Annotated in this window: 16 protein-coding genes; 10 read left to right on the top strand and 6 right to left on the bottom strand. The window is 37.0% G+C overall.

Annotated elements, in window-relative coordinates:
- Positions 1 to 150 precede the first annotated feature (150 nt).
- A complete protein-coding gene (locus IEV17_RS05060) occupies positions 151 to 1,089 on the top strand; it encodes a hypothetical protein (RefSeq protein WP_004661116.1) in 939 nt (312 codons plus the stop codon).
- Positions 1,090 to 1,125: 36 nt separating this feature from the next.
- Positions 1,126 to 1,269 (top strand): hypothetical protein, encoded by a 144-nt coding sequence (locus IEV17_RS05055; protein WP_004661115.1) that lies wholly within the window; start codon positions 1,126 to 1,128, stop codon positions 1,267 to 1,269.
- Positions 1,270 to 1,342: 73 nt separating this feature from the next.
- Here IEV17_RS05055 and serC read toward each other — a convergent pair whose 3' ends face one another.
- Positions 1,343 to 2,422 (bottom strand): 3-phosphoserine/phosphohydroxythreonine transaminase, encoded by a 1,080-nt coding sequence (gene serC / locus IEV17_RS05050; RefSeq protein ID WP_004661114.1) that lies wholly within the window; start codon positions 2,420 to 2,422, stop codon positions 1,343 to 1,345.
- A 325-nt stretch (positions 2,423 to 2,747) separates the two neighbouring features.
- Between serC and IEV17_RS05045 the strand changes: the two genes are divergently transcribed.
- From IEV17_RS05045 to IEV17_RS05010, 8 genes are all read left to right on the top strand, one after another.
- Positions 2,748 to 4,244, top strand: coding sequence for a TolC family protein (locus IEV17_RS05045; protein ID WP_034601123.1), 1,497 nt, complete (start codon positions 2,748 to 2,750; stop codon positions 4,242 to 4,244).
- Positions 4,245 to 4,256: 12 nt separating this feature from the next.
- Positions 4,257 to 5,420 carry an HlyD family secretion protein gene (locus IEV17_RS05040; protein WP_004661111.1) on the top strand — a complete coding sequence of 388 codons (1,164 nt, stop codon included), beginning with the start codon at positions 4,257 to 4,259 and terminating at the stop codon, positions 5,418 to 5,420.
- Positions 5,421 to 5,423: 3 nt separating this feature from the next.
- Complete coding sequence (locus IEV17_RS05035; protein WP_004661110.1) at positions 5,424 to 6,554, top strand: ABC transporter permease; 1,131 nt, start codon at positions 5,424 to 5,426, stop codon at positions 6,552 to 6,554.
- Positions 6,551 to 7,639 carry an ABC transporter permease gene (locus IEV17_RS05030; protein ID WP_004661108.1) on the top strand — a complete coding sequence of 363 codons (1,089 nt, stop codon included), beginning with the start codon at positions 6,551 to 6,553 and terminating at the stop codon, positions 7,637 to 7,639. The genes IEV17_RS05035 and IEV17_RS05030 overlap by 4 nt, the downstream gene beginning before the upstream one ends.
- A gap of 120 nt (positions 7,640 to 7,759) precedes the next feature.
- The gene (locus tag IEV17_RS05025) at positions 7,760 to 8,554 is read left to right on the top strand and encodes a ChbG/HpnK family deacetylase (RefSeq protein WP_004661106.1); all 795 of its coding nucleotides are present in this window, start codon (positions 7,760 to 7,762) and stop codon (positions 8,552 to 8,554) included.
- On the top strand, positions 8,551 to 9,510 hold the full coding sequence (locus IEV17_RS05020; RefSeq protein ID WP_004661105.1) for a glycosyltransferase family 2 protein: 960 nt from the start codon (positions 8,551 to 8,553) through the stop codon (positions 9,508 to 9,510). Before IEV17_RS05025 ends, IEV17_RS05020 begins: the two co-directional genes overlap by 4 nt.
- A gap of 20 nt (positions 9,511 to 9,530) precedes the next feature.
- Complete coding sequence (locus tag IEV17_RS05015) at positions 9,531 to 9,914, top strand: GtrA family protein (RefSeq protein ID WP_004661104.1); 384 nt, start codon at positions 9,531 to 9,533, stop codon at positions 9,912 to 9,914.
- A 14-nt stretch (positions 9,915 to 9,928) separates the two neighbouring features.
- On the top strand, positions 9,929 to 11,575 hold the full coding sequence (locus IEV17_RS05010) for an ArnT family glycosyltransferase (RefSeq protein ID WP_004661101.1): 1,647 nt from the start codon (positions 9,929 to 9,931) through the stop codon (positions 11,573 to 11,575).
- Between the two features lie 45 nt (positions 11,576 to 11,620).
- On the opposite strand, the gene gyrA is transcribed toward IEV17_RS05010, so the two are convergent.
- The 5 genes from gyrA to IEV17_RS04985 form a co-directional block, all read right to left on the bottom strand.
- Positions 11,621 to 14,350 carry a DNA gyrase subunit A gene (gene gyrA / locus IEV17_RS05005; protein WP_004661099.1) on the bottom strand — a complete coding sequence of 910 codons (2,730 nt, stop codon included), beginning with the start codon at positions 14,348 to 14,350 and terminating at the stop codon, positions 11,621 to 11,623.
- A gap of 296 nt (positions 14,351 to 14,646) precedes the next feature.
- On the bottom strand, positions 14,647 to 15,162 hold the full coding sequence (locus IEV17_RS05000) for a DinB family protein (protein WP_004661097.1): 516 nt from the start codon (positions 15,160 to 15,162) through the stop codon (positions 14,647 to 14,649).
- 76 nt (positions 15,163 to 15,238) lie between these two features.
- Positions 15,239 to 15,736, bottom strand: coding sequence for a DUF2147 domain-containing protein (locus IEV17_RS04995; protein ID WP_004661094.1), 498 nt, complete (start codon positions 15,734 to 15,736; stop codon positions 15,239 to 15,241).
- Positions 15,737 to 15,910: 174 nt separating this feature from the next.
- A complete protein-coding gene (locus tag IEV17_RS04990; RefSeq protein WP_004661092.1) occupies positions 15,911 to 16,846 on the bottom strand; it encodes an FAD-binding protein in 936 nt (311 codons plus the stop codon).
- A 17-nt stretch (positions 16,847 to 16,863) separates the two neighbouring features.
- Positions 16,864 to 17,613 (bottom strand): electron transfer flavoprotein subunit beta/FixA family protein, encoded by a 750-nt coding sequence (locus IEV17_RS04985; protein ID WP_004661090.1) that lies wholly within the window; start codon positions 17,611 to 17,613, stop codon positions 16,864 to 16,866.
- Positions 17,614 to 17,861 lie beyond the last annotated feature (248 nt).

Below are 17,861 nucleotides of genomic sequence, written 5' to 3'. Positions count from 1 at the left end.
ACTAATTGCTGTTATCCATTTCATTGATTAGATTTGAGATCAAAAACAGAAATTTGAATTAATTTTTAATGAATTACATATCCAGACTTGAAAAATGGATGTTACCCTCGATTTAATAGAATAAGTTCAATCTTTTTAGCATCACGCTTTATGAAAAATCAAAACAGTCCTGAAACTATTAAAATTCAAGATCAAAATTTCGGTAATCATGTTGAGCATTGGAACCTATTGACTGATACACCTGAAACAGATGTTCCCAAATGGTTAGGATTGGCACTTGATGCTCCAGTGATGCCTATGGGCTTATGTGAAGATGAACAAGACATGGATCAATCATTTTGGTTGATTCAAGGGCCAAAGGGTCAGTCTATTTCAATCAATCAAATTATTGCGGTTGAAAATCAAAAACCACGCGCATTAAAAACAGCATTCCCAAGTTTTGAAAGCCCATATAAATATGATGCACAAATTGAACGTATTATTACTTGTGATTCTGCAACTCAAGCAGTATTACGTCTGAGTTTAAATAAAAATACGGTTATTTATGCATTTGATAATTTATTTAGTGTTAATAACTGCCAATATGATCAAAATCAAACTTATCAAGTTCAATTTAATGCTTGGGCATATGAATTAGAATCAGTTGCTGAAAATGAGAAAATCATTGTTGATGACCCTGCATCGATTAAACATCACCGTGCTTTAAATGCTATTTTGGCTGAACATAATGGTGTTGCACCAGAAAACTTACAAGAGCTGATTAACGACTGGCAACCACAAACACCTGAAGATCACGAACCTGTAACCGTTGATTTTTCTAAAATGGTGGCATATTTGTATGGTGAAACATTAGGTCAAGAAGATGAAGCTTGGTTCCAAGGTAATATCGTTGGCAAAACAACCATGCAATTTATGCAAGATGAATATACGTTGTATGATGTGACTTTAGTTTTAGAAGATGATTTACCTGCAATTTTAATTCGAATTGCAACAAAAAATGATTTGTATAAAAACTTTAACATTGGCGAATATATTCGCGGCAACCTATGGATTCAGGCGAATATTTATGCTAAAACTGGTATAAAGTGACAAAAAATCACATAAATAGCATTTCTAGGCGTTCTAATGAAAATTATACCAGAACAGACAACCACCAGTTTGATTCATTCGAGTGATCAAGGTCTTAAACTTGATATTGGTGCTTTTTGCTTTTTTTTACTTGGTATGTTTTTAGCAGCACTCATTTTTCATCAAATTGGCTTATTTTAATTTTTAGATTTAAATTGTATTAATAAAAAAGCCCTCGTTAATGAGGGCTTTTATTTTATGGATGATAAATTGCTTAACCGTGACGTTTTGCAAACTCGTCCATGAAATTAACCAATGCTTGTACACCGTCTAAAGGCACAGCATTGTAAATACTTGCACGCATACCACCCACAGAGCGATGACCTGCTAAGTTAAGCAAATGGCTTTGCTCAGCTTCTTTCAAGAAAGTTTTTTCAAGTGCTTCATCTGCAAGTGTAAATGGTACATTCATGATTGAACGATTTGGAATTGCGATTGGATTATTATAAAAATCACTAGAATCAATATATCCATAAAGCAATTTTGCTTTTTCTTGGTTTACTTTATACATTGCGTCTACGCCGCCTTGTTCAAGTAACCATTCAAATACTAAACCAGACAAATACCAAGCATAAGTTGCAGGCGTATTTACCATTGAATCATTTTTTGCCTGATCTGAATATTTCAAAATGCTTGGAATTTCAGGTTTTGCTTGATCTAATAAATCATCACGCACAATAACGATCGTTAAACCTGCTGGACCAATATTCTTTTGTGCCCCAGCATAAATTAAACCGAATTTACTTACATCTAATGGCGCAGACAAAATGCTTGAAGAAAAGTCACATACCAACGGCGTATTAACGTCTGGTACACCTGCAAATTGTAGACCACCAATCGTTTCATTATCCGCATAATGCACATAAGCCGCATCATTTGAAAGATTCCAAGTACTTTGCTCAGTAATGGCGTGTTTCCCATCAATGAGCGTACCCGCTTCAATTACATTGATGTCCCCATAACGTTTTGCTTCTTTCAACGCTTTTTCAGACCAAATACCAGTATGAATATAATCAGCTTTCGCATTCTTGCCGAGCAAGTTTAAAGGAATTGCTGAAAATTGAAGCGATGCTCCACCTTGTAAGAACAATACTTTATAGTTCTCAGGAATGTTCATGAGCTTACGCAAATCCGCTTCAGCTTTTTCAGCGACAGCAACATAGTCACTACTACGATGACTCATTTCCATGATCGACAAACCTTTACCTTGCCAATCCAACATTTCTTGTTGAGCTTTCTCTAAAACGGCAGTAGGTAATGCAGCAGGACCAGCGCAGAAATTATAAGCACGCATGAGTTTTCCCTTGTCAAAGTGAAACAAATTGAAATGGGGATTTAATCATAGATTAGCGAAGGTTGCAGCAGCTTATCGAGTAAATATTTAAATTTTCGTGCAAAAAACATATAAATTTTTTAATCTGCTTTTGATTATTTTGATGCATTTTATTCACTGATCACAGTTTAAATCCCATTCTTCTTTATAGATTAAAAACTCTATTTTTTACAAATTCAATACACCAATTGAAGTGATATAACTATTTAATTAAAAACATAATATTTCAATTTTATAAAAAGAATTTAGACTATCTGAGGATATTATTAAATTGCGACATGCTCTTATGTTGAAACGACATGATCGACCGAACCTTCAGGTCAAACGGTTTCCAAAACAGCTCAGCCTATGTATGAGCCTGATTAGTTGTACCCTATTTTCATTACCATCATTTGCTCAGACCTTCAGTTATAGCCAAGCTGAACAATATGTCGTGCAAAATGCTTATAGTTCTCAAGCGCAACAAGCCTTACAGCAAGCATCACAATTAGAAATGGAAGCTGTTAAAAATTTAGGCTTACCAAGAATTGATTTAAATGCTCGAGCCTATGCATTTCATAGTGAAACGAGCGTGCCTCTTGAATCAAGTAAACGTCGTTTAGAAAACTCATTAACAAATAGTTTTGATGGAAAATTATCTCAATGGCAAAATGTATTACCTCCAGAAGTCATCGATCAGGTCAGCCAAGGTTTTGATCAAGTTGTTAGCGATGGTTTAAATAAAGTTCCAAATAACTTAGATGTCACTGTTGAAGATCATGATGTTCGTACTTCAGTTTCAATGGTTATGCCGCTATATACTGGTGGAAAAATTAATAGCGCTAAACAAATCGCCACAATTCAAGCAAAACGCTCAAATATTAGTGAAAAACAACAGCAAGATACACAACGTTTTGAAATGATTCAGGCTTATTTCAATGTGCAATTACAACAACAATTAGCCAAGTCAGCGCTGTTTAATTTGAATGCCATGCAAGAACATTATAACAATGCGCTAAAACTTGAAAAACAAGGTTTTATTAACAAGGGACAGCGTATGCAATTTGAAGTTGCACGCAATAATGCTGAACGTACCTACCAAAATGCACAGTCTAATTTAAAAGCGAGCGAATTTAGTTTACAGAATCTATTACAAACCAAAGAAAGTGTCAGTCTAAGCACCCCACTTTTTGTGAATTTAACTCAGAATCATTCTTTGGATAAATTGCTTGCAAATTATGATCAGAACTCAAGTTTGATTAAAAAACTACAAATAGATACTGAATTAGCCAATGAAAATGTGAAAGTTCAACAAGCCTCTAAAAAACCAAGTGTTTTTGCTTTTGGAGAATATGGCTTAGATAGCAAAGAAAATTGGATTGTTGGTGTGATGGCAAAATACAATTTATTCTCAGGTATAGACAATAATAAAAATATCCGTGCCGCAGAGCTCAAAAAATATGCAGCAGAGCTTATGACTGAACGGACAAAACAAGAAGTCGAAAATGTTTTATACAAATCTTATAGTGAATTAAATTCTTCGCAAAATAGCCATCAACTACTTACCCAGAATACCAAAGCAGCTCAAGAAAATTTAAGAATCCAACAACTTTCATTTAAAGAAGGTATGGGTACTGCAACACAAGTGATTGATGCACAAAATGCTTTAAGTGCTTTAAAAACTGAAATGGCACTCAACTCGTATAAATATATTTTATCTTTAGCTACCTTATTACAAAGCTATGGTTCTATTGATGAATTTAAGCTTTACGTCAATCAACCACGTACTGACTATATCCGCTAATTGGAGAAATTTATGAGCCAGAATCCATCATCATCCAATTCAGAACGTGATACAGATCAAGTCAACCAAACAATAGATGCTCAAACAAAAGAAACAGCATCTGAACCAGTTTCTCTAATTGAACATACAGAAAAAGTAGAAGCTGAAACAGCACCTTTGAATAAAAAAATTCCACCGAATAAATCATCTAAAAATGGAAAATTCAAACTTATTGGGTTAATTATCCTTATTTTATTATTCGGTTTAATTGCATATGGTCTATGGAAAGCTTATCAACCTCAGACCATTGAATTACAAGGTCGCGTTGAAGCAGAAACAGTACATATCAGCACTAAAGTTCCAAGCCGTATTGAAGAATTTTACATCACTGATGGACAACCCGTCAAAAAAGGACAGGCTTTGGTTCGTTTTGTTAGTCCCGAGTTAGAAGCAAAGAAAGAGCAAGCACAAGCAGCTTTACAAAGTGCTACAGCATTTCATTCGACTGTGTATCGTGGTGCTCAACAAGAGAATATTGAAACCTTATACGCCAACTGGCAAGCAATGAAAACCCAAGCTGATTTGGCAGCAACCACTTATAAACGTGGTGAAAATCTATTTCAACAAGGTGTCATTTCTCGTCAACGCCGTGATGAAATGTTAGCCGCCCAAACTTCGGCACGTGAAACTGCAGAAGCCGCTTATCAACAATACGCACGCGCAAAACGAGGCAGTACGGAGCAACAAAAATCAACTGCTGATGCACAAGTGGCTATGGCTCAAGCTGCGGTAAAAGAAGCCAATGCTTTAAACGAAGAGACCAAACTATATTCACCGACTGATGGTACTGTTTCTAAAACTTACGGTAAACCAACTGAGTTAGTCGCGACAGGCATCCCTGTAGTAAGCATTCTTGAAGACCATGATTTGTGGGTAAGTTTGAATGTCCGTGAAGACATGTATAGCTCAATTTATAAAACTAAAACTCTGGAAGGTTTTATTCCTGCACTCAACCGTAAAGCAAATTTCAAAGTGAAAAAAATTGATGCCGAAGGTGATTTTGCAACGATTAAGACAACAAGACAAACTGGCGGTTATGATATTCGTAGCTTCAAATTTCATTTAGTACCAGAGCAAACCATTCCAGACCTAAAAGTCGGTATGAGTGTTTTATTTAATATTGCAGAGGCAAAATAACCGATGTTTGCAGTAATGCTTCGGGAGTTGCGCTATTTAAAACGCCATAAAGCTGATTTTTTTATGGCGATCATTGCCCCTTTGTTGGTGATTCTTCTTTTTGGCAATATGTTTGCATCGGGTAAAGCTGAGCATTTACCTATCGTTGTGATTGATCAAGATCAAAGTGAAATGAGCCGTAAAGTCATTCATGCACTGAGTATCAATCATACTTTACAAGTAAAAACCATCACCACTAGCCAATATGAAGCCGAACAGCTTATTAATAAAACTGAAGCATGGGGATTCGTTTTAATCCCCGATGGTGCAGAACAAAGATTAGTACAAGCACAAGATGCACAAATTAGTATTGCCTACAATCAATCTTTTTTTAGTATTGGGAATACCATTTCTTCTGCAATGCTGATGAGTACATTAAACGGTATGGCAGATTATATGGGAGAGAGTTACTTATCAAATGTAATCCCCTACTTGGATGTTCCAACACCTCATATCAAAATTTCTACACTATATAATCCTAATATGAGCTATGAACTGTTCCTTGAGCCATTCATGGTACCCGCAGTTTTACATTTACTGCTTTGCTGTTGTGTGGCTTTTGCGATAGGACAGGAGTTTAAAAGGAAAACCCTGAATGAATGGGTTGACTCAAAACACATTATTTCTTGCCTGTTGGGTAAAATCCTGACCTATGTCTTTATTTTTTGTGCGTGGACATGGTGCTGGATGTTTTGGCTAGCACATATTCGTGGCTACTTTATTGCAGGCTCGCTCAGCCTAATTTTGCTTGCACAATTTTTACTTTATTTTTCTTATGCTGTCATCAGCAGTACCGTTGTATTAGCGACCAAAGATCTACCTAAAACCTTTGGTTTTATTGCACTTTACGGTGGATCATCACCTAGTTTCTCGGGAATTACCCTCCCCCTGAATAATGCACCAGCATTTACTCAATTTTGGTCAATGATTATTCCGTATACGCCTTATGCAAAACTACAAACAGAGCAATGGGTGATTGGTAGTGATATTTCCGTATCTCTCATTCCTTTTGGCATTTTAGTTATTTTCTCTGCTCTTTATCTAGGTTTAAGTATTCGTTTATTGAAGAAAAATATTCAGGAGCAAAATCAATGAAATCATTTTGCTTCTATTACATCCAAACGTTTAAAAATATTGTTGCAAATAGTTCTGTATTTACCACATTGATTGCAGCTGTAATCATGTATAGTTTTTTCTACCCTACTGCTTATAAAGCTCAGTCGGCAGCAGATATCCCAATTGTGATTGTTGACCAAGAACAAAGTATTTTAACTTCAAAAATTATTAGTCAAGCTGCTAATAGTCCACATATTCGAATCACAACAGTTACCGATAATTTCCTAGAGGCTGAGAAGCTCGTAAAAAATCAGAAAGCTGAAGGCATTTTACTTTTACCCGAAAATCTTACCAATAGTTTGAAACGCGGTGAAATAGGTGGAATTGGTCTTTACCTAAGTACAGCCTATTTCATTCGAACGAAAGAGGTTGGAATAGGGCTTGCAGGTTCAATTGAATATACCCTGCAAGAATATTTAGAAAAATTTGGAAAAACTTCCTCATTTCATCCTGAGATCTCAATTCATCAAATTCCTTTGTTTAATACATTATCTGGCTATGGCAGCTATATTTTTCCTGCTGTGTCCAGTCTTATCATTCATCAAACCATATTACTCGGGCTCTCAATGTTGATTGCGAGCTATAGAGAAAAAGGTTGGGTTGCCAACCGATCAGAATTTCTTGCGATTTTTGCCGCAATATTAACCATCGGATGTTTAGGTTGTCTCTATTTATTTGGCTTTACATTTTGGCTATATGAATATCCGCATGGGGGTAATTTCTGGGGAATGCTATTCGCTGTTCCGATTTATGTGAGTTGTATTATTGGTTTAGCAATGCTAGTTGGTTCTCTGGTCGATATGCCCGAACGTGTTGGACATTTGATTGTTGTAACCTCTGTGCCTCTATTTTTGTTAACAGGTACAGCTTGGGCACATTCCGCTATGCCAGAATGGATGCAATGGTTGGCATGGTTACTTCCTTCTACACACGGCGTGCAAATGTTTGTGCAATTAAATCAAATGGGTGTACCTATTGCTATTGTCGTACCCAAACTAATTTTCTTAGCAACATTAGGCGCAATTTTATTAGCTATTTCTTACTTCAGATTGGTTAAGAAATAGCGTTTCATGGTTTAAGTTGTTATTAAGGATATCTAGGCATATTGCTTTAATCGAAATTAATTAAAAGGTAAGAGTAAATCTCTATCTTATTTTTTAATTGACCTAAATGAAGGCATGGATATGGCTAAAGTGTGCTATTGCGCTGACGATTTTGCAATGAACCCTGAAATTTCAGAAGCGATTCTATTGCTCGTGCAAAAAGGAGTTTTACATGCAACCTCATGTATGACTCAGTCTGCCTACTGGCCAATCTCAGCCCAACAACTTAAGCCATTATCGAATCATATTGATGTTGGTCTACATCTAAATTTTACTCATTTATTCGATCGACAAATACCTATCTTCAGCCTACCTCAATTGATGCTAAAAGCATGGTTTCATCGTTTAGATCCGAAAATCATTCAACAAAGCATTGAACAACAATGGAATCTATTTATTTCAGAAATGAAGAGACAACCTGATTTTGTTGATGGTCATCAACACATACATCAGTTTCCTATTATTCGAGAGGTATTAATCGATTTTCTCAAGCAACATCATTTTCAAGGTTGGATTAGAAACTTAGAGTACCCTGTATTCATTCCTCATTATTCAGCCAAAACCCGTTTACTTTCAATGCTCGGTGCGCCAACTTTGGCAGCGATATGTAAGCAGAAAAATATCTATCAAAATAAAAATTTTGCAGGCATTTATGATTTTGAAGATTTTGATTACGCTCGATTAAACCAACAATGGTTAATGCGAGCAAAAGATCATTTATTAATTATGTGTCACCCAGCTATGGATGCTATTGACCACAAAGACCCTATTGCAGCAGCGCGTGTAAGAGAATTTCAATATCTGAATTCATCACAATTTCGTGATGACTGTCGACTTTATCAAATTTCACTCGGCCCAATGGATGCATTAAAATGATAAACAATCCATTTTTATCTTGTGTCGTCCCTGCGTATAACGAAGCAGAAAATCTAAAAAAATTTATTCCTGCTTTAGCACAACAATTGGAACAACAAAACTTACGCTATGAAATCATCGTAATTGATGATGGTAGTCAGGATCAAACTGTTGCTGTTTTAGAACAAATGCTGAATGACTATCCGCTACGCATACTAAAACTTTCTCGCAATTTTGGTAAAGAAGCAGCTCTAAGTGCTGGATTAGATTATGTAACTGGAGATGCAGCCCTCCTAATCGATGCTGATTTTCAACATCCACTAGATGCAATTCCAAGCATGATTCAACTTTGGAAAAATGGCTATGACATGGTCTATGGAATTCGAGATCGAAGTACGGAATCATGGCTTAAAAAAGTCTTCACCCGTTGCTATTACCATATACTGAACTTAAGTTCTTCTGTCGATATTCCTGAAAATGCAGGAGATTTTAGACTTCTTGATGTAAAAGTAGTCGATGCAGTTAAAAAGCTTTCTGAAAAAAACCGTTATATGAAAGGCCTATATGCATGGGTAGGCTTTAAAAGTATTGGAATTCATTTCACAGAACAACAACGTCAACACGGTCAATCTAGTTTTAATTTTAAAGCCTTATTTCAACTAGCAATGTCTGGGTTAACTGGGTTTTCCGACCTTCCATTGCGGCTATGTATCTATCTCGGCGCATTACTTGCAATATTTGCGATGAGTTATGGGGTATGGATTATTATCGAAACGTTAATTGAAGGTATTCGAGTACCAGGTTGGGCCACACTTGCTGCTGGTATGACACTTTTAGGTGGCATTCAACTCCTTTGCATTGGCATTTTAGGTGAATATATTGGTCGAATTTATGCAGAAGTAAAAAATCGACCTAAATATATTGTTTCAGCAGAATATTCACATATTCAACCAAAGCCTGCACTACAAGAAAAATAAAATAATGTAGCTTCCTTCTAATGCAAGTGCATATCCTACAATTCTTTCGTTTTGGTATGGTGGGTTTACTCGCAGCACTTATACATTATGTTGTAGTCACGCTGCTCATCCAACCCCAATATCAAATCTCATTAAAATACGCCAACTTTTTCGCCTTTTTAACCGCTTTCTGGATTAGCTACTTTGGCCATCGTATTTTTACTTTCAGAGTAACTTATCTTCAGCACAGGCAAACATTAAAGAAATTCATTGCAGTAGCCACGCTAGGTTTTCTTTTTAATGAATTTATTTTGCTCATCAGCCACCACTATCTTCACTTTCAGGTTTCCTTACTCGTGATTGCTAGTATTTGCATCACTTCAATTTTTACTTTTTTACTCAATCGTTATTTTGCATTTCAATAATAGGGATGAAATACATGCAACAATGGCTGCGATCATCTAAGTTTTTACTTATTTTTTTACCTCTTTGGCTATTCATTAGCTCATGTATTCGTCCCCTATCTATACCAGATGAAGGACGATATGGTGATATTAGTCGCTATATGCTCGAATCTGGAGATTGGTTAATTCCACGCATTAATGGATTACCATTTATGCATAAGCCCCCCTTATTACATTGGCTTTCTACAAGCTTAATGGAAATATTTGGTGTGCATATTTGGGTGTTAAGACTCGTTCCAACCTTGGCAGGTTGTATGATGTTATTCAGTCTTTTTATTTTTCTGAAGAAACATGTTTCTGAAAAAATTGCTCAGTTAACGATGATTATATTAGCAACAAGCTTGTTATTTTATGGCAGCAGCCAATATATCAATCATGATCTATTAGTTGCTTCATGGATGACGGTGTGTATCCTTAGCTTCGTTGACTTTACGCTTTCAGGTAAAAAAACTATTCTATTTTTAGGTTATTTTGCAGCTGCGGCAGGATTTTTAAGTAAAGGTCTAATTGGTGTACTAATACCGGGGCTCGTACTCCTTCCTTGGTTACTCTACACGCGCCAATGGGCTAAAATTCCCGCTCTACTTAATCCCTTCGGCATTCTTCTGTTTCTTGCATTAACCGTACCGTGGATCTATTTAGTTCAGTTAAAACACCCTCAATTTTTACATTACTTCTTTATTGATCAACAGTTTAGCCGATTTAATTCCAATGAGTTTAATAATAAACAGCCTTGGTTTTTCTACTATTTAATTCTTCTTGTCAGTTTTTTACCTTGGTTTCTAATCAGCCACTTTAGTTTTCCAAAACAACTCTTTAAACAATCTTTACCTTCTTCTTTACTATCGCTGCTTTTATGGTGGTTTATTTCTGTCAGTATTTTTTTCTCAATTCCACCTTCAAAGCTAGCAGGATATATCTTGCCAGTTGTAGCTCCTTTAGCAATATTACTTGCTGTTACCATAAGTCCAATATTAGATAAGATTGATAAAAGCAAACTTCAAATTTGGGGCACTGCTGTTTTTATTTTCATACTCGGCCTTGGAATTATTTTAACACCACACATTATCAAAAATAATCATGATTTTTATATAAATCATGCCATACAAATTTATGTGATTGGCACAATTTTATGTATAACTCCATTCAGCTTAGTGCTGTTATTTAAACAGAAAAAAATAGATTATTTAACGGGAATTTTTTTAAGTTTAATCGTATTTTGTACTTCTATTTCAGTAGCAATAACTGTTTTAGATACAAAAAATAATGCTGACCAAGTCGATTTTTCCAAACTCATCAATCACAATTCAGATGTAGTTTTTTATTACAATTATTTCTATGACATTCCTTTTTTACTGGATCTAAAAAAACCAGCTTATATTGTCAATGATTGGGATAAAGTCAAAACAGATAACTCTTCACTTGAACTAAAAGATGGGCTGTTATTTGAACCTGAACGTCAACAATATCTATGGAATAAACAGCAGCTACAAAAAGCTTTGGATCAAAAACAGCCATTACTTCTTTTCAGCAATCCTAATGGATACACTCCAGAAGACCCAAATGTAAAGGTTTTACATTATCGTAATTATGATATTTTTTTCATTCATCAACATCCCTAAATAAAAAAGGAAGCTGATGAGCTTCCTTTTTTATGAATAGGATATTTACGCTTCTGGCGTATCATCTTTTGGTTCTACTGTCGCTTCTTCAGAAGTTACAGCCTCAACCTCTGTATTTTCCGTTTCTTCTGTAACGTCTAACTCTTCGTCATCTTCTACAGCTTCAATCGAAACAACACCGACTAAGGTTTCAGCATCGCTTAAGCGAATTAAACGAACACCTTGTGCATTACGACCTGTGGTTGCAACCTCAGCAGCACGCGTACGCACTAATGTACCACCATCAGAAATCAACATCAGTTCTTTGCTTTCATCAATAGATACAGCACCGACAAGCTCACCATTACGTTCGCTGGTCTTGATTGCAATCACACCTTTACCACCACGTTTCTTGGTTGGGAAGTCATCTACAGGTGTACGCTTACCATAACCGTTTGCACAAGCACACAACACTTCACCTGTTTCAGGTACAACCACGAGCGAAACAATACGACTGACAACATTCGAATCTGATGAATCATCATTGTCATCACTATCATCATTTTCGACTTCAGCATCTTCAGATTCAATCATATTGCTTGCAAAACTCACACGCATACCACGCACGCCTTTGGCAGTACGTCCCATCGCGCGAACATCTGTTTCAGCAAAACGAATTGCCTTCCCTTCGTTCGAGAACAACATGATCTGCTGATTACCATCGGTAATTGCAACACCGATTAAAGTATCTTCTTCGTTCAATTCAATCGCACGTAAACCATTAGAACGAACATTGCTAAATTGTGCTAATTCAACACGTTTAACCGTACCTGATGCTGTTGCCATGAATACATAGTGATTTTCAGGGAATTCAGTCAACGGTAAGATTGCAGTCACGGTTTCATTTGCATCCAATGGAAGCAAATTAATAATTGGACGACCTTTTGCACCACGTGAAGCTTGCGGAACCTCAAACACTCTTAAACGATATACTTTACCAACATTGGTAAAACATAGAACTGTTGCATGGTTTGATGCCACAATTAAATGTTGAATAATATCATCATCTTTCATCGAAGTTGCAGACTTACCACGACCACCACGACGTTGCGCTTGATAGTCAGAAAGTGGTTGAGTTTTCGCATAACCTGTTTGAGAAACAGTCAATACCACTTGTTCTTCTGGGATCAAATCTTCACGGCAGAAATCAACGCCTGATTCAACAATTTCAGTACGACGCCCATCACCATATTGTTGCAAGATTAAAGCAAGCTCTTCACGGATCACATTCATCAATAAATTAAAATCATTGAGAATTGCTGTTAATTCAGCGATTTGGCCTAAGATCTCAGAATATTCTGCATGTAACTTGTCTTGTTCGAGACCCGTTAAACGATGCAAACGTAATTCTAAAATTGCCGCCACTTGCGTAGGTGACAAGCGATAAATATCACCAGCCAGACCAAATGGACGAGCAGGATCTTCACCTTCAATCTCATCTGGACGAACAGAAATCGCACCTGCTTTTTCAAGCAATGCAACCACACCGCCACCTGCCCACTCACCTGCTTGTAAACGCTCACGCGCTTCAGCGGGGTTTGCAGAAGTTTTAATGGTTTCAATAATGGCATCAATATTTGCCAAGGCAACCGTTAAACCCTCTAAGATATGCCCACGCTCACGTGCTTTACGCAATTCGAACATGGTACGACGAGTCACGACTTCTTGGCGATGACGAATAAATGCCGCAATAATATCTTTCAGGTTCATCAACTTAGGCTGACCATTGTCTAAGCAAACCATGTTGATGCTGAACGAGTTTTGAAGTTGGGTATGCAGGAATAAATTATTCACTGCAACTTCTGCATTTTCACCACGCTTCAAGTCGATCGCGATACGCATACCGTCTTTATCAGACTCATCACGCAGTTCAGAAATACCTTCAAGTTTCTTTTCTTTGACTAACTCGGCAATACGCTCAATGGTTTTTGCTTTGTTAACTTGGTAAGGAATCTCAGTAAAGACAATCGTCGTACGACCCGTTTTTTGATCTTCTTCGAAGTGATATTTACCACGAATATGCAAACGGCCTTTACCAGTTCGATAGGCATCAACAATACCTGATTTACCGTAAATAATACCGCCTGTAGGGAAATCTGGACCCGTAATGTGTTCCATCAAACCTTCAATCGAAATATTCGGGTTATTGGCGTAGGCTAAACATGCATTCACGACTTCTGTCATGTTATGCGGCGCCATATTGGTCGCCATACCGACTGCAATACCAGTCGTACCATTAATCAAAAGATTTGGAATACGTGTCGGCATCACTTGAGGAATGCGCTCAGAACCGTCGTAGTTATCTTCCCAATCAACAGTATCTTTTTCTAAGTCTGCTAAGATTTCATGGGTCAACTTTTGCATACGAACTTCGGTATAACGCATTGCTGCTGCGCTATCCCCATCGACAGAACCGAAGTTACCTTGACCGTCAACCAACATATAACGCAAGCTAAAATTTTGCGCCATACGAACGATTGTTTCATATACTGCGCTGTCACCATGAGGGTGATATTTACCGATCACGTCCCCGACAACACGAGCAGACTTTTTGTATGCTTTGTTATAATCATTGCCCAATTCATGCATTGCAAACAACACACGACGGTGAACAGGTTTAAGACCGTCTCTCACATCTGGTAATGCACGAGATACAATTACGCTCATTGCGTAATCTAGATATGAATGCTTGAGTTCGTCCTCAATGGCAATCGGTCTAATTTCCGATACGCTCATGCATACTCCTTGTTTACAAGTAGATGGCTCTACTTGTTTTTATGTATTCAATCTTGCAAAAATTTAGCTCAGAAACTTGAACTAAAATTAAAAAATATAGCGAAAAATTATAGCATAAAGCACTTATCAACAGGGAGTTTGCTAATCTGAAAATAGCATTTTTTTACAATAAAAAGTTTATTAGAATTAATAAGTTAAAAATCTAGTTTTCCATTTTTTAGTGAATAGAATAAAAGGTTATTTTTTAATCAAAATAACAGCATTTTTAACAAAGTATTTAATCCAGTTTTTTTAAATCAGCGATATAAATAGGCATATTCTCTTTGAAAGAAAATTAAGTCTAGCTCCAAGGACTTTGCTGTTAGCTCAAAGATCATGCTGTGCATTTGACCTCGATGATGCGTTTGATGGTTAAATAGGTGTGCCAATATTTCAATCAAAGGCTCAGTATAAACTTGACCTCGACGGACATAAGTAATCATTTGATGGAATGAAACTTCATCATGTTCATGAATAAAATTAATCAGACTTTGATCATGTTCAATTCGAGCATTCTCTAATTGGGCAAGTTGATTATAAAGAATCTCATCCAAAGTATATGTTGATGCAACAACGCCTTTGATACGTTCAAACCAAAGTATATCTCCTACCAACACATGATTTGCCGTTTGCATAAGAGATTTAAAATAAGCTTTACAGTCTTGATTTAATTGCTCCTCTGTTAAGCTGATGAGTGTAGAAAATAACTTTTGGTTTGCCCACTGATTATAAAGAGCTAGCATCTGAAAATAAGTCTTAAAAGTATAATTCATCTAACCATGCTCTTATTTATTTTCCTTATTTTTAACATAAAAACGCCCCTTTCGGAGCGTTTGAGAACTGTAAGAATTAAGGTGATTTAACCTCGACATCCATAGGTGCAGCAGTACGCACCCATACAGAGCTCCTCCCAAATAGCGAAACTCCTTTAAATGCTCGCACTCTGAGCAAACGGCCATTATTGGTCACTTCCCCCTTACCCTGATAAGTACGACCGCTCAAAACCTCTAACAAAGTCGCATTATTATATTTGTTTGGGTTTTTGGGATCTTTGGTCACACCAGAAACAATCTCCATCCCTAGAATAGGCTTATTCGTATTTGGTGAAGCACATTTCACACAATGCGTTAAGATCACACCGCTAACGTTGGGGTAACGATGAACAATTGTTCCAGAATAAGTTCCATCAATTTTCTTTTTAAATTCGATGATAGATAAAGGTTCACCCGTACGGTCATCAATACTTTTCCAATACCCTTCGATCGAATCAGCTGCATAAACAGTTGTACTCGCTAACACTGCCCAAAATACCCCCAAAACCCATTGAGATAACGAGTTTATTTTCATTTTGCATCTCCCTATATTTTGCAAAATTATTTTTTAATTGAAGAAAATTTCTTTTACTTTCTGATTGCTTAGGTCTAATCGTTGCTGTTTTTACAACAAATAATGATTTCTTCTAATCTCTTAACCATAAAAAAACCCTTGCATCGCAAGGGTTTTCAAACTTAATTCAGAGAATTAAAGTTTAGATACCAATTCTGGTACAACAGTGTTCAAATCACCAACTAACCAGTAGTCAGCAACGCTGTTGATTGGCGCTTCTTCGTCTTTGTTGATTGCAACAATAACTTTAGAATCTTTCATACCTGCTAAGTGCTGAATCGCACCAGAGATACCGATTGCCAAGTAAAGATCTGGCGCAACGATTTTACCAGTTTGACCAACTTGGAAGTCATTTGGTACGAAACCAGCATCTACAGCAGCACGTGAAGCACCTTGAGCAGCACCAAGCTTATCAGCTAATGGGTCAAGTACTTTGTGATAGTTTTCACCAGAACCTACACCACGACCACCAGAAACAACGATACGCGCAGCAGTTAATTCTGGACGATCAAGTTTCACGATTTCTTCGCTTACAAACTTAGAAATACCAGCATCTTTCGCTTCAGCAACAGCTTCAACTGCAGCAGAACCGCCTTCAGCAGCTACAGCATCAAATGCTGTACCACGAACTGTACCAACGATAATTGCTTCGTCAGATTGAACAGTTGCGATTGCGTTACCTGCATAGATAGGACGCTTGAAAGTATTAGCAGATTCAACAGCGATGATGTCTGTAATCATGCTTACGTCAAGAAGTGCAGCAACACGTGGAAGAATGTTCTTACCCGTTGTTGTAGATGCAGCTAATACGTATTTGTAACCGCCTTTTGCGATGTCAGCAACTAAGCCAGCAACGTTTTCAGCTAATTGGTTCGCATAAGCAGCATTGTCAGCAAGTAATACTTTGCTCACACCAGCAACTTTAGCAGCAGCATCAGCAACTGCTTGAGCGCCAGAACCAGCTACTAATACAGTAATATCACCACCGATTTTTTGAGCTGCCGCAACAACGTTTAAAGTTGCACCGTTAAGTGACTGGTTGTTGTGATCAGCGATAACTAAAATACTCATGATTTTATCCTTCTGTATTAGATCACTTTCGCTTCATTTTTCAATTTTTCAACAAGTTCGTCTACAGACTTAACTTGTACGCCAGCTTTACGTTCAGCAGGTGCTTCAACTTTAACTGTTTTAAGTTTAGTACCAGTTGCAACGCCATAGTCAGCAGGAGACTTAGTATCAAGCGGTTTTTTACGCGCTTTCATGATGTTTGGAAGAGCAGCATAACGTGGCTCATTCAAACGTAAGTCAGTTGTGATGATTGCTGGAAGACCAAGCTCAACAGTTTGTAAACCGCCATCAACTTCACGAGTAACTTGTACTTTACCGCCGTCAACTTTAACTTCAGATGCAAAAGTACCTTGACCAGCACCAAGTAAAGCACCAAGCATTTGACCTACTTGGTTAGAGTCATCATCAATTGCTTGTTTACCAAGAAGAATTAGTTCTGGTTTTTCAGCATCAACAACGCCTTTTAAAATTTTAGCAACTTCTAAAGCGCCAATTTCATCAGCAGTTTCAACTAAGATACCACGGTCAGCGCCTAAAGCCATTGCAGAACGAATTTGTTCTTGCGCGTCTTTAGAACCCACTGAAACAACAACGATTTCTGAAATCGTTCCTTTTTCTTTTAAGCGAACCGCTTCTTCCACTGCGATTTCACAGAATGGGTTAATTGACATCTTAACGTTAGTAAGGTCAACCCCAGTATTGTCCGGCTTAACACGAACTTTAACGTTGGCATCAACCACACGTTTTACAGCGACAAGAGCCTTCATGTAATCCTCGGCTGTTCTAAGCAAGTAAATGTAGTGAAGAGCATTCTAACTCTTCGATCGAAACTTTTTAGGTGCCCTATCTTGCAATGTATTTGGCATTTCGGTCAAGTCACAATTTTCGCTATGACTGTAAAAAAGATGAAATGCTCAGTTCACTAATTTTGGCAGGTTATTCAGCATATAAATATTGTTATACTTTCAGCACATATATTAGACTTTGATTTAGCTAATATTTTATATAATTCAAC

This window comes from Acinetobacter modestus (genome assembly GCF_014636095.1).
In the GTDB taxonomy this organism is placed as follows: Bacteria; Pseudomonadota; Gammaproteobacteria; order Pseudomonadales; family Moraxellaceae; genus Acinetobacter; species Acinetobacter modestus.
This window is presented reverse-complemented; position numbering and strand designations above follow the sequence as displayed.